Source organism: Acetobacterium sp., assembly GCF_041752335.1.
GTDB lineage: Bacteria > Bacillota > Clostridia > Eubacteriales > Eubacteriaceae > Acetobacterium.
The window spans coordinates 40,319-58,411 of record NZ_JBGSHG010000123.1; the positions used below are offsets into that span (position 1 = coordinate 40,319).

The window sequence follows — 18,093 nt, forward strand, 5'->3', positions numbered from 1 at the left end:
TCTACAGCTGGTTTTCAAATGCTTTGATGATGGGATCGATCATTACTCGCTTAGTCTTCAGGCTGACCTGATTGACGATCAGTCGGGAGCTGATCTCGCAGATTTCTGCCAGTACCGATAGTCCGTTTTCTTTCAAAGTGCTGCCACTCTCGACAATATCAACGATACAGTCGGCCAGACCAATCAGCGGAGCCAGCTCCACCGAGCCATTGATTTTAATGATGTCCACCAGTTGGTTCTTGGTATGAAAATAATCTTTAGCGATGACCGGATATTTGGTGCCCACCACCATTTTTTTGCCATAGGGGATCGGGTGGTTTTCAAAGCCAGCCACACACATTTTGCATTTGCCGATGTTTAAGTTCAGCATCTCATAAACCTGGGCTGGGTGCTCCAGCAGCACATCCTTGCCGACAATGCCGATATCAGCCGCGCCTTTTTCCACATAGGTGGGAACATCCGGAGATTTTACCAGAAAAAACTCAATCGTTCCAGTGGTGTCGGTGAAAATAAGCTTTCGGCTTTTTTCCGAGTAATCTTCAAAAACGTAACCCAGATCAATTAACAGCTCAATTGCTTTTTTAGCCACCCGACCTTTGGCCAGAGCGAATCGGATTATCATTTACGCCACCTCACTTTCAGAACCAATTGCTTTGATTTCTAAGAATTTTCCGTTGCTTTCAGATAAGAGTTTGCCGTCAGTCAGGAAGTACAGCGCGGCATTCTTATAAAGGGCATTCTCCTGGAATGACGACACATGGATTTCTTTAGTATCGTTCATCAGGAAAACTTCAACTATTGATCCTTTTGAGCGCAGTTGCTCAGCTATTTTGTGGGCATCGGATTTTTGTGACTTTTCATAAAAAAGCACATGGATATTCTGATCATCCTGGGGGAGCAGCTGGTGTTGTTCCATGTAATCAATCACCTTGAGCAGATCGATGGCAAAACCACAGGCCGGACGGGGAATACCGAATTTTTCTGACAAATGGTTGTAACGTCCGCCGCTGATCACCGGTTCACCACAGCTGTTGATATAACCTTTAAAGTTGATGTCGCTGTAATAGTTCATCTGATTGGTGAATCCAAGATCAAAACTTACATAGTCGGCCAGGCCAATGACTTCCAGATGAGCGTAGATTTCAGAAATTTTTGCTACGACCTGCCGCATTTTGTCATTGACGCACAAGGCTTCCATCTGCTTTAATACGGTTTTAGGTTCGCCATAGAGCAGCGGCAGTTTAAGAATGATGGCTTTTTTATCATCAGGCAATGCCAGTTTTTCCAGATAGTCAGCGATATCGCCAATGTTTTTGTTTTCGATGTATTTAAATAGGGTCGCTTTTTCTTTGTCGGAAAAGGCCAGATCGTCAAAAAGAAAATTGATGAATCCCACATGGCCCAGATCAATGTGCACGTCCTTAATGCCATTTTCCAACAGTGAACGGATCGCCAGGGCAATCACTTCGCCGTCGCATTCCGGACTGTTGTTGCCGAAGTATTCAATCCCGATTTGGGTGATTTCTTTTTTGATGATTTCTGGTGATGAAAAATTTCGATAGATGTTGGTCTCGTAAGAGAATTTGATGACATCCTGGGAATTGGGGTGGTTCATGGCGGCCATCCGGGTGACTGGCAGCGTAGCATCCGGCTTCAGGACGAGAACCTTACCTAGATGATTGACCAGCTTGAAAAGATCATCACTGGGTATGGAATCTTCATTGACATACAGATCGTAGGTTTCAAAGGTGGGGGTGGAAATTTGATGATATCCAAAAGAGCGATAAAGTGACATAAGTTTATGGTTGATTTGCTGCAACGCGAAATAATCCTGGTGTTGAATGTTTTCGAATCCGTCGATGGTATAATTAAAAAGCATGTGAACCTCCTTGTTCAAACAAATACTTCATTACTGTAGTCTAGTGAAGTGATAAACATATTGTAACATTAATTTTCAGTTTGTCAAAGCATTTAAGATAATTTTTTAATTTTGATGAATGCTTCTTAGAATATCAGATTACTTATGAATTGATTAAAGAATGTTTGCCAAGTCAGAAAACGGTCACTTATGTGTCATTTGTCAAATTTTTTACTGGATTTTGAAATTCCCAGTTTTCAATTCTGAAAATAATAACAGTCAGCAATGGATTTTGTTGACAGGTTGTATTATAATATATTTGTGAATTGAAGGCAAATATCATGAAGGTCATCTTTAGTAAAAAATATTATTGGGTGTAATGCCGATAACATGATACATCAGAAAGTAAGGTGTTCGCTATGCTGAATGAGATAAATTTTTTTTCTGGAGAGAATATAATAGCGATGGTAATTTTTGGAGCCATTGTTTTTTTTAGTTTGACTGGGGCAATAGGTTACCATCTCGTTAAATTCAAAAGAAGGCGGGAAGAATGGGAACAGGCTGAAAAAATGTTTCAGGGTGTATTTAATCAGGTAACGGACAGCATCGTTGTGGTTGATAAAGAAGGAATTATATATAAGGCAAACGAAACATTTTTAAAATACCAGGGGAAACCGGCAGATAAAATTATTGGCAAAAGTATCCAGCGCATTCCCATGGACTATGTTTTTGAAGACGAACACGATGAACTGAAAAAAGCGATTGCTGAAAAAGGCGTATTCGAAAAGGATATTAAATTTTTTCACAAAAGCGGTGAGGTGATTCCGATTCATCTGGTATTTAAGCCGTTGAAAATAGGCAGAAAAAAAGGACAAGAAAAAAGCTATATGGTCGTAACCGGCACGGATTTAAAAAAAACCTACGAAAAGGATGAGTATATTAGCCAGCAGAAAGAAGAACTCCTGGAAATCCAGCATCTTGCCCATCTGGGCTATTGGGAAATGAATTATTTAACAAAAAAAATCTACTGGTCCAGGGAACTTTATAGTATACTTGGCTATGAAGAAGGGGAAGTTGAACCCAATCTTGACATCATCTACTGGATGGCTTATGAAGATGATCAGAACCGGGTTTGGAAAGCTTTTTTGCGGGCATTTCAAGCACAGGAAAAGGTTGATACCCATTATCGGATAAAAAATAACCGGGGAGAAATCCGGGATATCTACTTAAGAATCCGACATTATTTTACAAAAGACAATGAGCATCTGCGAACCATCGGGATTCTTCAGGATGTTACAAAGCAGGTCGATTTAAGGGAAGAATTGAATGCTCAGCTTATTTTTACCGATAAGGTGCTAAATAATAGCAGGCTATTATTTATTGAATTCAACAGTAGTTTTGAAGTCGAGAGTTTTAACCATGTGGTGCAGCAATTAAGTGGAATTACCTATGACGATATCGAAAATAAAAGTCTGCGGGATATTTTTGGAAATCTTAATCGTGCCCATCGAAAATTTGTTAATGAAAACCTGGATTTTAGACGACCATTGCCATTTAAGGATTACAGAGGTGATATTCATTATATTCAGTGGGATCATGCCACTTTTTCCAGAAGAGATGGAAAAAACACGAATATTCTGCTTGGAATCGACGTCACCGAAACCATTGAAAAACGAAAAGCACTAGAAGCTGCTTTTATCCAGGACCAGGTAACAAAACTCCCCAATCGTTATAAATTGGAACAGGTTTTGGAAAACTATTTTAATAAAAATGGGAACAACTCTGATAAGAATCTGGCTTTGATTTTTATTCATGTTGAGGGGATTCATGTAGTTGGGGATGCTTTCGGGCAAGATATCGAAGATCAGCTAGTGCAGTCTTTAAGCGAACGGTTATATGGCGCTATTGGGAAGTATGGGCTCTTTGTCCGTCGGTATACGGATCAGTTTGTTTTGTTTTATCCTTGTGATGCGGGCATTAAAATAATTATGGAAATTTGTCAATTGGTTGTCGATTTGCTGAAAAGCCCCTTTGTCATTGAAGGTAATTCATTTACATTAAGAAACCATATCGGCATATCTAAATATCCGGAATATGCAAACACAAAAGAAGATTTGATCCGTTTTGGCAGTGCGGCCATGCATGAAGCCCAGCGATTGAATTTAGATTACTACTTTTATCACGAATCCTTAGGAAAAAAGTTAAAAAGTAAAGTGAATGGATATGAAATAAACAACAACTAAATCAGAGGAGTCATCTATGACCTATAAATGTGTGGTTTTCGATTTTGACGGTACCCTTGCGGATACTGAAGAGAAAGCCTTTAATATATACAATGAACTGGCAACAAAGTATAAATACAGCACCGTTACGATGGAAGAATTACAGCATATCAAGAATCTTCATGTCAAAGAAATTAAAGAAATCGTTGATATCCCCTTTTATCAATTTCCCCGGGCGCTCCGGGATGGACAAAAGATGATGCGAAAGGAATCAACCGAAATTCATGCTTTTGCATCGGATATTCACGATTTCTTTACAGCCCTGCGAAAGGAAACCAATCATATTGGCATTCTCACCTCAAATATAAAAAAAACAGTTTCTGATTTTTTAATAACCTATGACATCAGTCATGAGATTGAATTTATCATGTGTTCCGCACTCATGTCCAAGTCAAAAAAAATTAAAAAAGTTTTGCGAAAGCATGATATCAACCCGGACGAAATGTTATATGTTGGGGATGAAGTTCGTGATATTGAAGCATGTCATAAGGTTGGGGTGGATGTGGTTGCCGTGAAATGGGGATATAATACGCCTTTTGCACTTGAAAAGTGCAAGCCCACTTTTATGATTGATAACATATGGGAAGTTATTGATATAGTTAGAACAAAAAATAAATACTGAATCCGATCAGCATGACAGCAGGTGTTCTGAAGAAATAAGGACATTTTGCTTGATTGCCTCGAAATCTTTTATGGTGTGATTAAACGGTATTTGCTGGGGGTTTTTGATACCAGCACGGAGACGTTCATATCACTGGTGATTTCGTCAACTACGGCGGTGATTGATGCGTCATCGGCACCATAAATCACGCAATTCAATGTCGTTTCATCAACAATAAAAGCTCCCACATAATAGTAACCATTAGACACTGTAATGGTGACACCGCTGACATGATTTAATAGTTTCATTTTAATAATTTCAATGGCCTCCTGAGTGTCCATGATCTGTTTGCCAGTACCTACATCGTTCAGCCCAATCAGGAGTTCATAACGGTCGGTGGATTCCAGACCCAGGGTCTCGGATTTTTTTTCAGATGAAAGAGTGCAGCCGGACAGGGTCACGACACAAAGGATAAAAACACCTAATAAGTACAGTTTCTTTTTCAAAATTATTCTCCTTCGCTATTCTTTTATGATACGTTATTGCATTTTTAAATCATAACATATTTTAACAGCAAAAGAAATGCTGATTCAGCTGAAAGCGAGGTGAGTTTCGCAATCATCTAAAAGAAAAATCAGTGAAAGGGGTTTTTATGACGGGTTTAGTTATGATGATTACATTTGTGATCGCAATAAGTTTGATGATTTTTGCCATTTCTAGATGGGGCGTTCATCCTTTTTTAGCAATTATGGGCGTTTCATTGATACTTGCTCTGGTTTTCGGACTGCCGCTTGCAGAGATTCCTGGAATTTTGGGATCAGGGTTTGCAGGGATTTTCACAAGCATCGGTATTGTGATTATACTAGGTGCTTTAATTGGATTGATACTGGAGAAAACTGGAGCAGCGATTAAGCTCGCAGACATGGTAATAAAGGCGGTTGGCCCTAAAAATCCGGAGCTGGCCTTAATGATTATGGGATGGATTGTGGCGGTGCCTGTTTTTTGCGACAGCGGGTTTGTGATCCTGAATCCAATTCGTAAGGCAATGTGGGCTAAAACCAGAACTTCGTCAGTGGCCATGACCGTAGCTTTATCAGCTGGGCTTTATACCGCTCACGTTTTTATTCCACCAACACCGGGACCAATTGCAGCAGCAGGATCCCTGGGCGTCGGTAATAATTTGTTGCTGGTCATTGGTATGGGCGCCCTGGTATCGATACCAACTTTGATTGCAGCCCTGATATTTGCCAAATTTATTGGCAGAAAAGTCAGCTCACGCGATGAAATGGGGAATCTGGATTATCAAAAAAGTGTAACGGAACTGGTTTCCGAGTATGGTGAAGTTCCCAGCGGTGTGGCTTCGCTTTCACCCATTCTAGTACCCATTTTACTGATGGCACTGGGGTCACTTACTAGCCTGCTTGCCATTGCCGGAATGCCGGGACAGCTTTTGATTTTTTTAGGGACACCGATAATTGCTTTGACGGCAGGTTTGCTAGCTGCGTTGGGACTCTTAATTTCAACAAAAAAAATGGCTGAATTTTATGAACTGACCAATGAAACCTTAAAGGTGGTGGGACAGATCCTTTTTGTCACAGCTGCTGGCGGGGTTTTAGGTAAGGTAATTGTGGCCGCCGGCTTTGTCGACTTTATTCAGGCGAATGCGGGCTTCATTTCTCGGGTAGGGATTTTTTTCCCATTCTTAATTGCGGCGATCTTAAAAACCGCCCAAGGATCTTCAACCGTTGCAATAACAACCACAGCTGGGATCATGGGAATCTATTCGGATCCGGCCTCGATGATGTCAGCCTTAGGTCTAACCAGTCCGATGGCCGCCGTTCTGGCAGTGCTGGCTATTGGCGCCGGCGGGATGACCGTATCCCATGCGAATGACAGTTACTTTTGGGTAGTGACAAACTTTGGCGGAATGGAACCCCAGGATGGCTACAAAACACAGACACTATTGACCCTGATTATGGGAGTGACAGCGATGGCAGCGATTTTTATCCTGGCCATGATATTTATATAATTAATACCTGCAGATATCCTATCAATTGATCGACATTAAAGGATTATTTCTGAAATTGTGATATAATCTTTAAGTAAATACAAATTAATACGATAACTGATATAAGAACGTTCTGCACATGAATAAGCGGCAGAGTGTGAATTTAATGGAGTTGATTCATGACGTATATGAATCACCCGAAAGAAAGGTGGAATGAACATGGATATTGCAGCACTTTCGATGGGAATGAGTCAAATGCAGGTCGCTCAACAGGCGAGTATATCGGTGATGAAGATGGCCATGGAGACTGGGACCGAGCAAATGACTGATATGGTGGCGATGGCGGAAACAAGTACACCGGTAGCCGCTGTAACTGGCCCCGCACCCGACCCCAATATTGGGCAGTTATTGGATATCTCGGTTTAAAAAGGATCCAGCCGGCTAAGTGACCGGCTGGATTTTTCCATCGGTTAACAGATAGTAAAAACAGTAAATCCCGAAGTCAGTTAGATAAGCTATTGCGGGGTGTCGAAAACCTCCGTGGTTGAAAACCAAAAATAAGGGTATGAAGCAGATATAATAAAGAAAGCTGGGGGAAATAAAATGTGTTGTAATAAGAATGAAGACAGCCAATGTTGTGTAATGGCTCATAAGGATAAAATTGTTCCTTGTGCCTTAGTTGCTCTCACGATTGCCTTTACGATTGCAGGGTTCATCATTGGCCACCGATTTATTGGAAAAGGGTGTTGTTGTAAGGATCAGGACGAAGAATAGAAAGTAAAAAACGTTATACCAAGAGTATCAACATAAAAAGACCGAAGCAATTATTATGCTTCGGTCTTTTTGTTATAGCGTACTGGTTTCCATTTTAACTGGATATTTTTGTTTGAGGTCTTCGACCTTGCCGATAAATGCCTTGTTCTGTTTTTCCCGTAATAAGTAATTGCGGGCATTTTCCTTAACGGCATCAAAGGGGATCGTTTGAGCAATTTTACGGTCAGTCAGCTTGATAATGTGGAAGCCAAACTGGGTTTGTACCGGCAGTTCCGTCATTTCATCCACTTCCAGGGCAAAGGCCGCGGTTTCAAATTCGGGAACCATCTGGCCTTTGGAAAAATAGCTCAGATCTCCACCTTTATCATTAGAAGGACAAATAGAATATTCTTTTGCAGCTGCTTCAAAGGATTTGCCGTTTTTGATTTCGTCAATAATGGTGACCGCTTGTTCCTCATTGGGTAAAAGAATATGGCTGGCTCGAATACTGTCTGGGGCAATGAACTGGTTTGGGTTTTCATCGTAGAAATTCTGCACTTCTTCATCCGGTACGGTGATGTCCATCATGAATTTAGCAATCATATGGGTTTTTAGAAGTTTTTCTTCGGCATCAATGAGCATTTTCTGAAACTCTTCACTCTCGTCAACCTTTGCTTCCTTACCTTCTAAATAAAAAAGTTCCTGGGCGATGAGTTCTTCCAGTAATTGACGTCGTCCTTCTTTTGAAGTAAACTGATTCGCTTGTTCCTGGGGTAATTGTTTTATTAAGGCATCTAAATCCGCGGTGTAAATCGATTTACCAGCCACGGAAGCCAAAGGGGTTTTTTCCATAATAGTCTCCTTTAGGTCCAAATTAATTTATATTCTAAAATCATAGCCTTTCAAGGGATTTTTGTCAATATGCAGATGGATAAAGGGTATGGATTTAAGATTTTAGCAAATTAATTCAAGTCAGCTCTGAAAAAAGCCAAGTAATGTCAAATTTGACATTACATAAAGATGATTGAAAATTAAGAAAATCTTAACGATTCTGAATAAGAACATCCTTTTGTTGACAATAGCGGAATGGGGAGCTATACTGATACTAAATAGTTAGGTAAATGCTAACTAATGAAAAAGTTGGGTGATAATATGACATGTAAGAAAAATGAATTGTATGAGGCTTATCATAAACTGCTGAAACTAAATGCAGCTTTTCATGAAAATGAAACCTGCCAATGTCAGGCACAAGATGTGACCTCAAAACAGAAATATTATCTGAAAGTCATCGACAACAATTATCGGGTAACCTTCAGCCAATTGGCACAGGAAACACAGAATTCGAAACCGACGATTACCGAATTGATTAGTAAATTTATTTCCATGGGCTGTGTGTATCGGGAACGTTCACCAGAGGACGGCAGGGTGTATTTTATCTATCTTACACCTAAGGGACAATCAATTGCCAGATCCGAGGAAAGGACCCAGATTCAAGTTATTGAACGTATTAAAAACAGTCTCACCGATGAAGAGCTAGATCAATTGATCACCTTACTAAACAAAATCCTTTAATAAACAAAACAAATCAATTAGAGGATGAGGAGGAAGAAAATGAGTACCCTAGAAATCAAAAACGCACCATTAATCCCGATCACAGAAACTGTGATTTATCCGGGGATTTCAAATCGTATTTTTGTGAACGAGGATATTGGCAACAATATCAAAGAATTGATCATTAAGAATAATACCCTGGCCATTGGTTTGTCAACAAAGGATTATAAAGGACTCGTTCAATTAACGGCTGATTCTTTTTATCGTATCGGTGTGTTAATGAAATTTGACAATATCCAAAAATCCGATAATGGGTTTATTATTGATATTACTACCATTAATCGCGTTAAAGTTCTGGATTTTACCTTTGAAGAAAAACAGATTACTGCTTCTTACACGATTCAGGAAGATGTCACGGATATTAGTGCTGACGAAGAGCAGGAAATGATCATGTACATTAAGGGCTTGATGAAAGATTTAAGTCATAATTTTAAAGGGGCTGAATACTTTGTCAGCATCCTGGAAGGATTGCCTTCGTTAGAAGAGATTATGGGTTACACGATCCCAATGATGGGCATTCCGTTAAAAAGCAAGCAGGTTCTCTTAGAGATTGATTCGCTGAAAGAGCGGACCTTGAGTTTTATTGACTATATCATCCGGGAAAAGGATTCCGTACACCTGCAGCTGGAAATCAGCAAAAAATATTCCCAGCGTAAAGATAAAACCTATCGTGAAGCCATGCTTCGGGAACAGTTGAAAAATATTAAAGCTGAACTAGGCGAACTGGATGAGGAACTTGAAGAAGAAGCCGATTACCGGAAAAAAGTGCTGGACTCAGATATGCCTGCGGATGTAAAAAAAATCGCATTAAAAGAAGTACGAAAATTCGAAAATTCACCGCCAAACGGGGGTGAAAGCAATGTCATCATGAATTATCTAGATTTGCTTTTGGAACTACCCTGGATCAGCGAGAAAAAAGAAATCGATATTGAACACGCCAGACAGGTACTGGAGTCTCACCACTTTGGTATTGATGATGTAAAAAAACGAATCATTGAACATTTGGCCGTGATGAAATTAAAAGAAGATAAACAAGGCTCAATCCTTTTACTTGTGGGACCTCCGGGTACCGGTAAAACCAGTTTAGGAAAGAGTATTGCCGAAGCGTTAGATCGTAAATACGTGCGAGCTAGCCTGGGTGGCGTTCGGGATGAAGCCGAAATTCGGGGACATCGTAAAACTTATCTGGGAGCTATGCCAGGACGTATCATTAAAGGAATTGCCAATGGCGAAGCAAAGAATCCGGTTTTCATTTTAGATGAAATTGACAAAATGGGCGTGTCTCTTCAGGGTGATCCCGGTTCAGCGTTACTGGAAGTTTTAGATCCTGAGCAAAACTGTACTTTCTCAGATAACTATCTGGAAATTCCCTACGATTTATCCGAGGTGTTCTTTATTGCAACAGCCAATGACCTTAGCACTATCCCAGCACCACTCTTGGATCGTGCCGAAATTATTCAGCTGTCGAGTTATACCAACGGTGAAAAGAAACGGATTGCCATCGATCACTTACTGCCCATAGTATTAAAAGATCATGGGTTGACCACTGAAATGCTTCAGATTGAAGAAACAGCTGTTGAAGCGATCGTTGAAAATTACACCGCTGAAGCCGGCGTCCGTGGCTTGACTAAACAACTGGCAAAGATTGCCCGAGTTGTTTCGGAAAAAATTGTCTCGAAAAAAGTTGAACTTCCATTTGTTGTGACAACCCAAAACATCAGCGAAGTATTGGGGAACAAAACCAGACGTCACGAAAAAGCTGGCGAGAATAACAAACCGGGTGTCGTAACCGGTATGGCATGGACAGCTGTCGGCGGAGAAATTCTCTTTACCGAAGCAAGCCTGATGCCAGGTAGTGGCAAGCTGACCTTAACTGGTCAACTGGGTGATGTTATGAAAGAAAGTGCCACCATTGCGATGAGCCTGATCAGATCCCGTTTGGGTGATTTGGCTAACGGCTTTGACTATTTTAAAAATGACACCCATATTCATGTACCATCTGGTTCAACACCAAAAGATGGACCATCGGCGGGAGTTACTCTAACCACGGCATTGGCTTCACTAATTTTGGGCAAGCCAGTGGATTCAAAGCTTTCTATGACTGGGGAAATTACCTTAAGCGGTCAGGTGTTGCCAGTTGGCGGCATCAAGGAAAAGGTTATCGCAGCTCAACGCAGTGGCATCACAAAAATTTTGTTGCCAAAAGACAATGAAAAAGATGTTAGTGATATTCCTGAGGAAGTACGAAATGCCTTAACCATCATTCATGTTTCAACTATTGAAGAAGTGCTGAGAGAAGCATTGGGAATTGAGTTGCCAGAATGCAAACCGATATTAAACAGACCAAAAAGTGATTCTAATGTACAACTGAGCATGGATGCCTAGTTTGAAAGGTGAAGTATAACTGGAGACCACTCCATTATTAAGGGAGCTGTCAAATGACAGCTCCCTTTTTTTCTACCAGGTTTTGTCGACGGTCTTATTTTCTTATGATATAATATTTTCCATGATAATTAAGATGTTAAACAATGAGACAATTAATAAAATAGCGGCCGGTGAGGTGATTATCCGTCCGGTATCGGTAGTGAAAGAATTGGTGGAAAATGCCATTGATGCCGGTGCTGACCAGATTACCGTGATCGTTGAAGCCGGCGGAAAAAATCGGATTACAGTCCGGGACAATGGCTGTGGGATTGCCTATAACGAGATTCCGTTGGCTTTTAAACGCCATGCCACCAGCAAATTATCAACCATCGATGACTTGGAATCCATCGAATCACTGGGATTTAGAGGCGAGGCCTTGTCCAGTGTGTCAGCGGTGTCCAAGGTGCAGATCACCACCCGGTTCGAGCACGAAGAGGTTGGAAGCTTAACCCTGTTTGAAGGGGGAAAGCTGATCAATCAGCGGGTTTGCGCCTATAATCGCGGCACCGAAATCACGGTGAGAGATTTGTTCTACAATACCCCGGCCCGTCGAAAACATATGGAAAAGGACAAAAAAGAAGAAACAATTGTCCGGGATCTGTTGGAGAAAATTGCCACTTCCCATCCGGAGATTCGCTTTCAGTTTAGCACAAATGGGCGAATTGTTCTTGATACGCCAGGTACTGGGAAGGTGATGGATGTGGTCAAGGGATTATATGGGGTTGATACGGCAGATAATCTGATTGCTCTGAGTTATGAAAACAAACCCATGAAGCTGGAAGGATTTGTGGGAAACCTTAAAACCATGCGAAACCATCGCGAAGATCAGGTGTTTTTTATTAATGGACGTTATATCAAAAACAATCGGCTGGCTCAGGCACTGGATGAAGCCTATGAGGGCTATAGCATGAAACATCAGCATCCCCTTGGTATTATCTTTATTGAACTACCCGGCCGGATGCTGGACGTAAACATCCATCCGGCTAAAACCGAAGTAAAAATTTTAAATGAAAGTCTGGTCTGTCTGCTCTTTAAGCAGGGGATCCGGGAAACCCTCAAAAACACCAATCTGATTGTTGAGCTGGGGACAGCGGATAATGATTACCTTAAAAATAATGAGAAAAAAAATAGTTTTGATACCAAGATAGCTGACAACTGTGAGTTAGAGGATGATGAATTAGATAATCAAAACGGCGAAACCGAGGCGCCGGTGTCATCGATGCTAATAACCCAGATCGAAGATCAAGCTAGCATTGAGACCATGTTGCGGAAAACCCCTGCAGCGGCTTTAAGGGAGGATCTCAATTTGGTAAGACCGATGAACATAAACCGATTGACAGACGGTTTTGATCAGCAGCAGAGTATCAGTGAAACAAAAGAGCCGATCCCCAAAAGGCCCGAAGATTCTCGGCTAACTCCTGTTATTTCAGCGATATCAGAGGTTAAATCAAAAGAGCCGCCATCAACACAAATCAGGAAAGATGGAAGAGGCGCATCGGATCTTCACAATCGTGTTGTAGAAGCCTCAGGGATATTTGAGTTTGACAAGGCAAATCCAGAAAAAAGCATTTTGGAAACGAATCCTTTACAGGTTCAAAAAAAAGATGTTAGAGATCTGGCAAAAATGAAAATTGTAGGACAGCTATTTAATGTTTATATTCTTCTGGAGGGCGACAAAGAAATCTATCTTCTCGATCAACATGCCGCCCACGAAGCGTTCTTAACTCAGGAACTGATGGAAATTTTTGATCGCAAGGAGGGCCTTCCCAGTCAGGGACTGATGACTCCGGTACCTTTAAAAATCCGGCCCAAAGATTTAGTGGGGATTGAGAATGGACTGGCCGAGTATAAAAGATTGGGCTATGACTGTGATATTTTTGGCGAAGATACCCTGCTGGTGCGCAGTGTTCCGGTATTGTTGGGGGATCCTCAAAGCCCGGACTTATTAAAAGCGATGATTGAAGAAAATATTTTTGAAAGTGACGATAATATTAATGCCAATTCAGTTTTTTCCGAAAAAGCAAAAAATAGAATCATTACTATGGCTTGTAAAGCAGCCATCAAGGGGGGGCAATCTTTGACTCCAGTTGAAATCAGAAAACTTCTTGAAAATCTGATGAAACTCAGTAATCCCTATACCTGTCCCCATGGCCGCCCGATCATAATGAGATTAAAGGAATACGAATTAATGAAATTATTCAAACGGGTGATATAAGATGGAAGCAAAAAAACCCAAAGTATTAGTATTAGTAGGGCCAACGGCCAGCGGAAAAACCGCCTTGGGCGTGGCGCTTGCTAAAAAACTGGGTGGGGAAATCATTTCTGCTGACTCCATGCAAATCTATAAATATATGAACATTGGCACAGCCAAGGTTACTTTAGACGAAATGCAGGGGGTACCCCATCACCTGGTTGACTGTGTCTCCCCGGATGAAGATTTCAGTGTGGCAAAGTATAAAGCAGCAGCACTGGCAGCCATTGAAGCCATTCTTGTAAAAGGAAAGCTTCCTATTATAATAGGGGGGACCGGATTATACATCAACAGTCTCACCTTGCCCTGGGATTTTCAAAAAAAGGACAGCGATGAAATAATACGGTGGCGACTAACGGCCGAAGCGGAAGTTCTGGGGAAGGAAGCCTTGTATGAGCGACTTAAATCAGTAGATCCGATTACGGCAGAAATCGTTCACCCCAATAATCTGAACCGGATCATCCGGGCGCTGGAAATTTATGAGCTCACTGGCAAACCAAAATCTCATTTTGATGAAGAGACAAAAAAACATGATGTTCCCTATGATTATGTGATTCTGGGTTTGGACTGGGACCGGGAGACTCTTTATGATCGGATTAACCGCCGGGTTGACCTGATGGTCGAGGAAGGTCTTATCGATGAGACCAAAATGCTGGTTGAAAGGGGATATGACTGGAACCTGACGGCATTGAAGGCGATTGGCTATAAGGAGTTGAAACCTTATCTGGAAGGAACGTCTACTCTGGCCGAAGCGGTCACTATTTTAAAACGGGATTCGCGGCACTATGCCAAACGTCAAATGACCTGGTTTCGGAAAGATGAACGGATTCAATGGCTGAAAATGAATGAAACCAAAGATTTGGCGACCCAGGTTGAGGAATGCCTTAATCTGATTCTGCCTCAATTCGAACCAATAAATGAAAGTGAGTAATTGTTTGAACATACAAAAAGACATTAAAACCTATCTTGAGCAGGAATTTGAAATTTCAGCAAAAGTCATCGATTTCGTAAAAAAAGCTGAAAATGAAGTCCATTCCCAACTGAAAAAACGGGATGATCTTTCCGAACTTCATCAGTATCGGGTTATCAAAGCGATGCAGAAGGCGGGACTGGGAGACCGACACTTCACTGTGTCTACCGGCTATGGCTATGACGACGTCGGACGGGAAGTTGTCGAAACCATCTATGCCGATGTTTTTGGTGCCGAAGACGCCTTGGTGCGACCGCATATTTCATCGGGAACCCACGCGATTTCGTTGGCACTATATGGGGTATTGCGCCCCGGCGACCACTTGCTGGCGATTACCGGTTCGCCTTATGATACCATTCGCAGCGTTATTGGACTGGAAGAGGCCTGTATGGGCCAGGGAACCATTAAAGAATTTGGGGTCAGCTATGATCAGATTGAATTGCTGTCTGACGGGAGTTTTGACGAAGCAGCCATTCTTGCCGCCATTACCGCAAATACGAAAATGATCTATCTGCAGCGATCCACCGGTTATAGCTGGCGGGCGGCGCTTAGCATTGATGACATGGCGGCGATGATAAAAAAAATTCGCGCGATTAAAGCAGATGTGATTGTTTTTGTCGACAATTGCTATGGCGAATTTATGGACCGGGTCGAGCCGGTGTCTATTGGTGCCGATCTGATGGCCGGTTCGCTGATCAAAAACCCCGGCGGCGGCTTAGCTCCGACCGGCGGTTATGTAGCTGGCCGAGCGGATCTGGTTCACCTGGCTGCCTGCCGTCTGGCTGCTCCCGGCGTAGCCAGAGAAACGGGTGCGACTCTGGGCATTAACCGAACCTTGCTACAAGGTCTGTTTTTGGCTCCGACGGTGGTAGCCCAGGCAATTAAGTCGGCGGTGCTTTTGGCAGCTTGCTATAAAAAGCTGGGCTTTGCCGTTTGTCCTGAAGTGATCGACTATCGTAGTGATATCATTCAGAGTGTCTGTTTAAAAACCGCCGAAGCGGTGAAAACATTTTGTCGGGCGATTCAGGAAGCAGCCCCGGTGGACAGTCAGGCCACTCCAGAACCCTGGGATATGCCAGGGTATTCGGATCCCATTATTATGGCAGCCGGTGCTTTTATTCAGGGCTCTTCGATTGAGCTCTCAGCTGATGCCCCGATGCGGGAACCTTATTATGTGTATTTTCAGGGCGGCTTGACTCATTTTCATGGTAAGCTGGGTGTCCTGCTCAGCCTCCAACGCCTGTTGGATAAACAACTTGTAAAAATATAAAAATTGAGATGAAGAAATAGAGGAGAAAAAATGATAACTAAAGAAAAAATTGATCGGATCAACGAATTGGCCCGCAAGAAAAAAGAATGCGGGCTGACTGAAGATGAATCGGATGAGCAAATGACACTGCGCGCTGAGTATCTATCGGCTGTGAGAACAAATTTAAGAGCACAACTGGATAATATCGAAATCGTCGACAAGTAAATATGGATCATAATCAGCTTGAAATTAAGGAGGATATTGTGATGAAAAATAAAGACAATGAAAAGAGTCCTGGGGCTCTGCTTCAGGAGCAGCTGGGTAAAAAATGGGAACTGGCTTGGAAAGACCTCAGCGATGAGGAAATGGTAAAGGTCAAAGCAATCGGTGAAGACTATATCCAATTTCTGACCGCTGGAAAAACCGAACGACAATGCGTGACGCTGAGTGTTGATCTGGCCGAAAAAGCCGGATTCAAACCACTGGAAGCCTATCAGAAAGTCGGAAAAATAAATCCCGGGGATAAAGTTTACATGGTTCACAAAGATAAAACTGTGGTTTTCTTTGTGGCCGGCCGAGACTCGATCGAGAAAGGGATGGCCATTATCGGGGCTCATATTGACTCGCCCCGGCTTGATTTAAAGCCATCGCCACTGTATGAAAGTGACGATATGGCCTTTTTCAAAACCCACTATTACGGCGGAATAAAAAAATACCACTGGGTGACCATACCCCTGGCTATGCATGGCACGGTGGTGAAAAAAGATGGGGAGACGATTAATATTTCCATCGGGGAAGCGCCAGAGGATCCGGTTTTTTGTATCACTGACCTATTACCTCATTTATCGCAGGAACAAAATACCAAAAAAATGACAGAAGGGATCACCGGGGAAGGGCTGAATATTATTGTTGGCAGCCAGCCTTATCCCGAAAAAGATCTCAAAGACGGAGTTAAACTAAATATTCTCAATCACCTTTACACAAAATACGGGATGCTGGAAGAAGATTTTGCTACCGCCGAACTGGAAGTGGTACCGGCAGGAGCAGCCCGAAACGTTGGTTTTGATGAAAGTCTGATTGGCGGATATGGTCAGGATGACCGTATCTGTGCCTATACCGCGCTGCGCGCTATTCTTGACCGGGAAGAGGCACCGGAGCGCACCCTTTGTGTGATTCTGGCAGATAAGGAAGAAATTGGCAGTGTCGGCAATACGGGCATGCATTCTCGTTTCTTCGAGAACGCAGTAGCCGAGATAATCGATCTGATGGCAGTGAAAAAACCTGAAATGGCCTTGCGTCGGTGCTTTATGAATTCAGAAATGCTTTCCGCTGACGTCACTGCCGGTGTCGATCCAAATTTTACTGGTACCCATGATAAAGGAAATGCCCCATATATTAGCAAAGGAATGGTTTTGTCAAAGTACGGTGGGGCAAGAGGGAAATCAGGTTCTAACGATGCCCATGCTGAATTTATGGGAAAAATGAGACAATCTCTCGATGCGGCTGGTGTTATCTGGCAGATGGGTGAACTTGGCCGGGTGGATCTTGGTGGTGGAGGTACCATTGCCCATATTCTGGCAGAATATGGTATGGATGTACTGGATTGTGGTCCGGCCCTGCTGAGTATGCATTCGCCCTTTGAATTAGCGTCAAAAATTGATCTATACATGTGCTATAAGGGGTACAAAACCTTCCTGGCCTAGGAAGATGACAAAATAATACCCTTTATGACAAAATGTTCAACTGAAAAAGTTATTTGTTAATATAGTAACAAATGCTATTTAATGCATTTATGATTTTGATCTTATAAATGGTCACTTTAAAATGGTAATTATAGTCTAAAAATTATACTTTTAGGACTATAAATTACCATTTTTTTTATGGGCCCGGTGGGTACAGTACTATTTTAAACAAATTTATCAATACGTATGGAAAAAAAATAATATATATGTTATGATACTGCCTATATATACAAGTATACAGTTTCTCTTGTGTAAAAAATTTAATTTGAGGGGTGTTTGACTTAAGATGAATGTAAAACATGGAACCTTTAAGGGGGGAATCCACCCACCCTATAGAAAGGAAA

The 18,093-nt window shown here is 42.0% G+C and carries 16 protein-coding genes; 12 read left to right on the forward strand and 4 right to left on the reverse strand.

Features of this window, described 5'->3' with window-relative positions:
• Nucleotide 1: 1 nt before the first annotated feature.
• Nucleotides 2-622 (reverse strand): ATP phosphoribosyltransferase, encoded by a 621-nt coding sequence (gene hisG, locus ACEW8F_RS15095; protein ID WP_373484291.1) that lies wholly within the window; start codon nt 620-622, stop codon nt 2-4.
• Entirely contained in the window at nt 623-1,879 is a 1,257-nt protein-coding gene (locus ACEW8F_RS15100) for an ATP phosphoribosyltransferase regulatory subunit (protein ID WP_373484292.1), read from the reverse strand.
• A gap of 443 nt (nt 1,880-2,322) precedes the next feature.
• On the opposite strand from ACEW8F_RS15100, the gene ACEW8F_RS15105 reads away from it, so the two are divergent.
• Entirely contained in the window at nt 2,323-4,101 is a 1,779-nt protein-coding gene (locus ACEW8F_RS15105) for a PAS domain S-box protein (protein ID WP_373484293.1), read from the forward strand.
• A gap of 16 nt (nt 4,102-4,117) precedes the next feature.
• Entirely contained in the window at nt 4,118-4,762 is a 645-nt protein-coding gene (locus ACEW8F_RS15110) for an HAD hydrolase-like protein (RefSeq protein WP_373484294.1), read from the forward strand.
• Nucleotides 4,763-4,830: 68 nt separating this feature from the next.
• Here ACEW8F_RS15110 and ACEW8F_RS15115 read toward each other — a convergent pair whose 3' ends face one another.
• Nucleotides 4,831-5,247, reverse strand: a complete 417-nt coding sequence (locus tag ACEW8F_RS15115; protein WP_373484295.1) for a hypothetical protein — start codon at nt 5,245-5,247, stop codon at nt 4,831-4,833.
• A 146-nt stretch (nt 5,248-5,393) separates the two neighbouring features.
• Between ACEW8F_RS15115 and ACEW8F_RS15120 the strand changes: the two genes are divergently transcribed.
• From ACEW8F_RS15120 to ACEW8F_RS15130, 3 genes are all read left to right on the forward strand, one after another.
• Nucleotides 5,394-6,770, forward strand: a complete 1,377-nt coding sequence (locus ACEW8F_RS15120) for a GntP family permease (RefSeq protein ID WP_373484296.1) — start codon at nt 5,394-5,396, stop codon at nt 6,768-6,770.
• A 198-nt stretch (nt 6,771-6,968) separates the two neighbouring features.
• Nucleotides 6,969-7,175, forward strand: a complete 207-nt coding sequence (locus tag ACEW8F_RS15125) for a YjfB family protein (RefSeq protein ID WP_373484297.1) — start codon at nt 6,969-6,971, stop codon at nt 7,173-7,175.
• Between the two features lie 177 nt (nt 7,176-7,352).
• The gene (locus ACEW8F_RS15130) at nt 7,353-7,523 is read left to right on the forward strand and encodes a hypothetical protein (RefSeq protein WP_373484298.1); all 171 of its coding nucleotides are present in this window, start codon (nt 7,353-7,355) and stop codon (nt 7,521-7,523) included.
• 72 nt (nt 7,524-7,595) lie between these two features.
• Here ACEW8F_RS15130 and ACEW8F_RS15135 read toward each other — a convergent pair whose 3' ends face one another.
• Nucleotides 7,596-8,354 (reverse strand): peptidylprolyl isomerase, encoded by a 759-nt coding sequence (locus ACEW8F_RS15135; protein WP_373484299.1) that lies wholly within the window; start codon nt 8,352-8,354, stop codon nt 7,596-7,598.
• 300 nt (nt 8,355-8,654) lie between these two features.
• Between ACEW8F_RS15135 and ACEW8F_RS15140 the strand changes: the two genes are divergently transcribed.
• The 7 genes from ACEW8F_RS15140 to ACEW8F_RS15170 all read left to right on the forward strand — a co-directional run bounded on the left by ACEW8F_RS15140 (nt 8,655) and on the right by ACEW8F_RS15170 (nt 17,710).
• Entirely contained in the window at nt 8,655-9,074 is a 420-nt protein-coding gene (locus ACEW8F_RS15140) for a MarR family winged helix-turn-helix transcriptional regulator (RefSeq protein WP_373484300.1), read from the forward strand.
• Nucleotides 9,075-9,113: 39 nt separating this feature from the next.
• The gene (gene lon / locus ACEW8F_RS15145; protein WP_373484301.1) at nt 9,114-11,498 is read left to right on the forward strand and encodes an endopeptidase La; all 2,385 of its coding nucleotides are present in this window, start codon (nt 9,114-9,116) and stop codon (nt 11,496-11,498) included.
• 133 nt (nt 11,499-11,631) lie between these two features.
• Complete coding sequence (gene mutL, locus ACEW8F_RS15150; protein WP_373484302.1) at nt 11,632-13,752, forward strand: DNA mismatch repair endonuclease MutL; 2,121 nt, start codon at nt 11,632-11,634, stop codon at nt 13,750-13,752.
• 1 nt (nt 13,753) lies between these two features.
• Nucleotides 13,754-14,719, forward strand: a complete 966-nt coding sequence (gene miaA / locus ACEW8F_RS15155) for a tRNA (adenosine(37)-N6)-dimethylallyltransferase MiaA (protein ID WP_373484303.1) — start codon at nt 13,754-13,756, stop codon at nt 14,717-14,719.
• On the forward strand, nt 14,706-16,028 hold the full coding sequence (locus ACEW8F_RS15160; RefSeq protein ID WP_373484304.1) for an aminotransferase class I/II-fold pyridoxal phosphate-dependent enzyme: 1,323 nt from the start codon (nt 14,706-14,708) through the stop codon (nt 16,026-16,028). Before miaA ends, ACEW8F_RS15160 begins: the two co-directional genes overlap by 14 nt.
• A 30-nt stretch (nt 16,029-16,058) precedes the next feature.
• Complete coding sequence (locus ACEW8F_RS15165; RefSeq protein ID WP_084633607.1) at nt 16,059-16,232, forward strand: DUF896 domain-containing protein; 174 nt, start codon at nt 16,059-16,061, stop codon at nt 16,230-16,232.
• A gap of 41 nt (nt 16,233-16,273) precedes the next feature.
• Complete coding sequence (locus ACEW8F_RS15170) at nt 16,274-17,710, forward strand: aminopeptidase (RefSeq protein ID WP_373484305.1); 1,437 nt, start codon at nt 16,274-16,276, stop codon at nt 17,708-17,710.
• Nucleotides 17,711-18,093 lie beyond the last annotated feature (383 nt).

What these genes read in the sequence shown, in the direction of transcription:
- hisG (WP_373484291.1), bottom strand. Translation starts at nt 622, where the DNA reads ATGATAATCCGATTCGCTCTGGCCAAAGGTCGGGTGGCTAAAAAAGCA.
- ACEW8F_RS15100 (WP_373484292.1), bottom strand. Translation starts at nt 1,879, where the DNA reads ATGCTTTTTAATTATACCATCGACGGATTCGAAAACATTCAACACCAG.
- ACEW8F_RS15105 (WP_373484293.1), top strand. Translation starts at nt 2,323, where the DNA reads ATGGTAATTTTTGGAGCCATTGTTTTTTTTAGTTTGACTGGGGCAATA.
- ACEW8F_RS15110 (WP_373484294.1), top strand. Translation starts at nt 4,118, where the DNA reads ATGACCTATAAATGTGTGGTTTTCGATTTTGACGGTACCCTTGCGGAT.
- ACEW8F_RS15120 (WP_373484296.1), top strand. Translation starts at nt 5,394, where the DNA reads ATGACGGGTTTAGTTATGATGATTACATTTGTGATCGCAATAAGTTTG.
- ACEW8F_RS15125 (WP_373484297.1), top strand. Translation starts at nt 6,969, where the DNA reads ATGGATATTGCAGCACTTTCGATGGGAATGAGTCAAATGCAGGTCGCT.
- ACEW8F_RS15130 (WP_373484298.1), top strand. Translation starts at nt 7,353, where the DNA reads ATGTGTTGTAATAAGAATGAAGACAGCCAATGTTGTGTAATGGCTCAT.
- ACEW8F_RS15135 (WP_373484299.1), bottom strand. Translation starts at nt 8,354, where the DNA reads ATGGAAAAAACCCCTTTGGCTTCCGTGGCTGGTAAATCGATTTACACC.
- ACEW8F_RS15140 (WP_373484300.1), top strand. Translation starts at nt 8,655, where the DNA reads ATGACATGTAAGAAAAATGAATTGTATGAGGCTTATCATAAACTGCTG.
- lon (WP_373484301.1), top strand. Translation starts at nt 9,114, where the DNA reads ATGAGTACCCTAGAAATCAAAAACGCACCATTAATCCCGATCACAGAA.
- mutL (WP_373484302.1), top strand. Translation starts at nt 11,632, where the DNA reads ATGTTAAACAATGAGACAATTAATAAAATAGCGGCCGGTGAGGTGATT.
- miaA (WP_373484303.1), top strand. Translation starts at nt 13,754, where the DNA reads ATGGAAGCAAAAAAACCCAAAGTATTAGTATTAGTAGGGCCAACGGCC.
- ACEW8F_RS15160 (WP_373484304.1), top strand. Translation starts at nt 14,706, where the DNA reads ATGAAAGTGAGTAATTGTTTGAACATACAAAAAGACATTAAAACCTAT.
- ACEW8F_RS15165 (WP_084633607.1), top strand. Translation starts at nt 16,059, where the DNA reads ATGATAACTAAAGAAAAAATTGATCGGATCAACGAATTGGCCCGCAAG.
- ACEW8F_RS15170 (WP_373484305.1), top strand. Translation starts at nt 16,274, where the DNA reads ATGAAAAATAAAGACAATGAAAAGAGTCCTGGGGCTCTGCTTCAGGAG.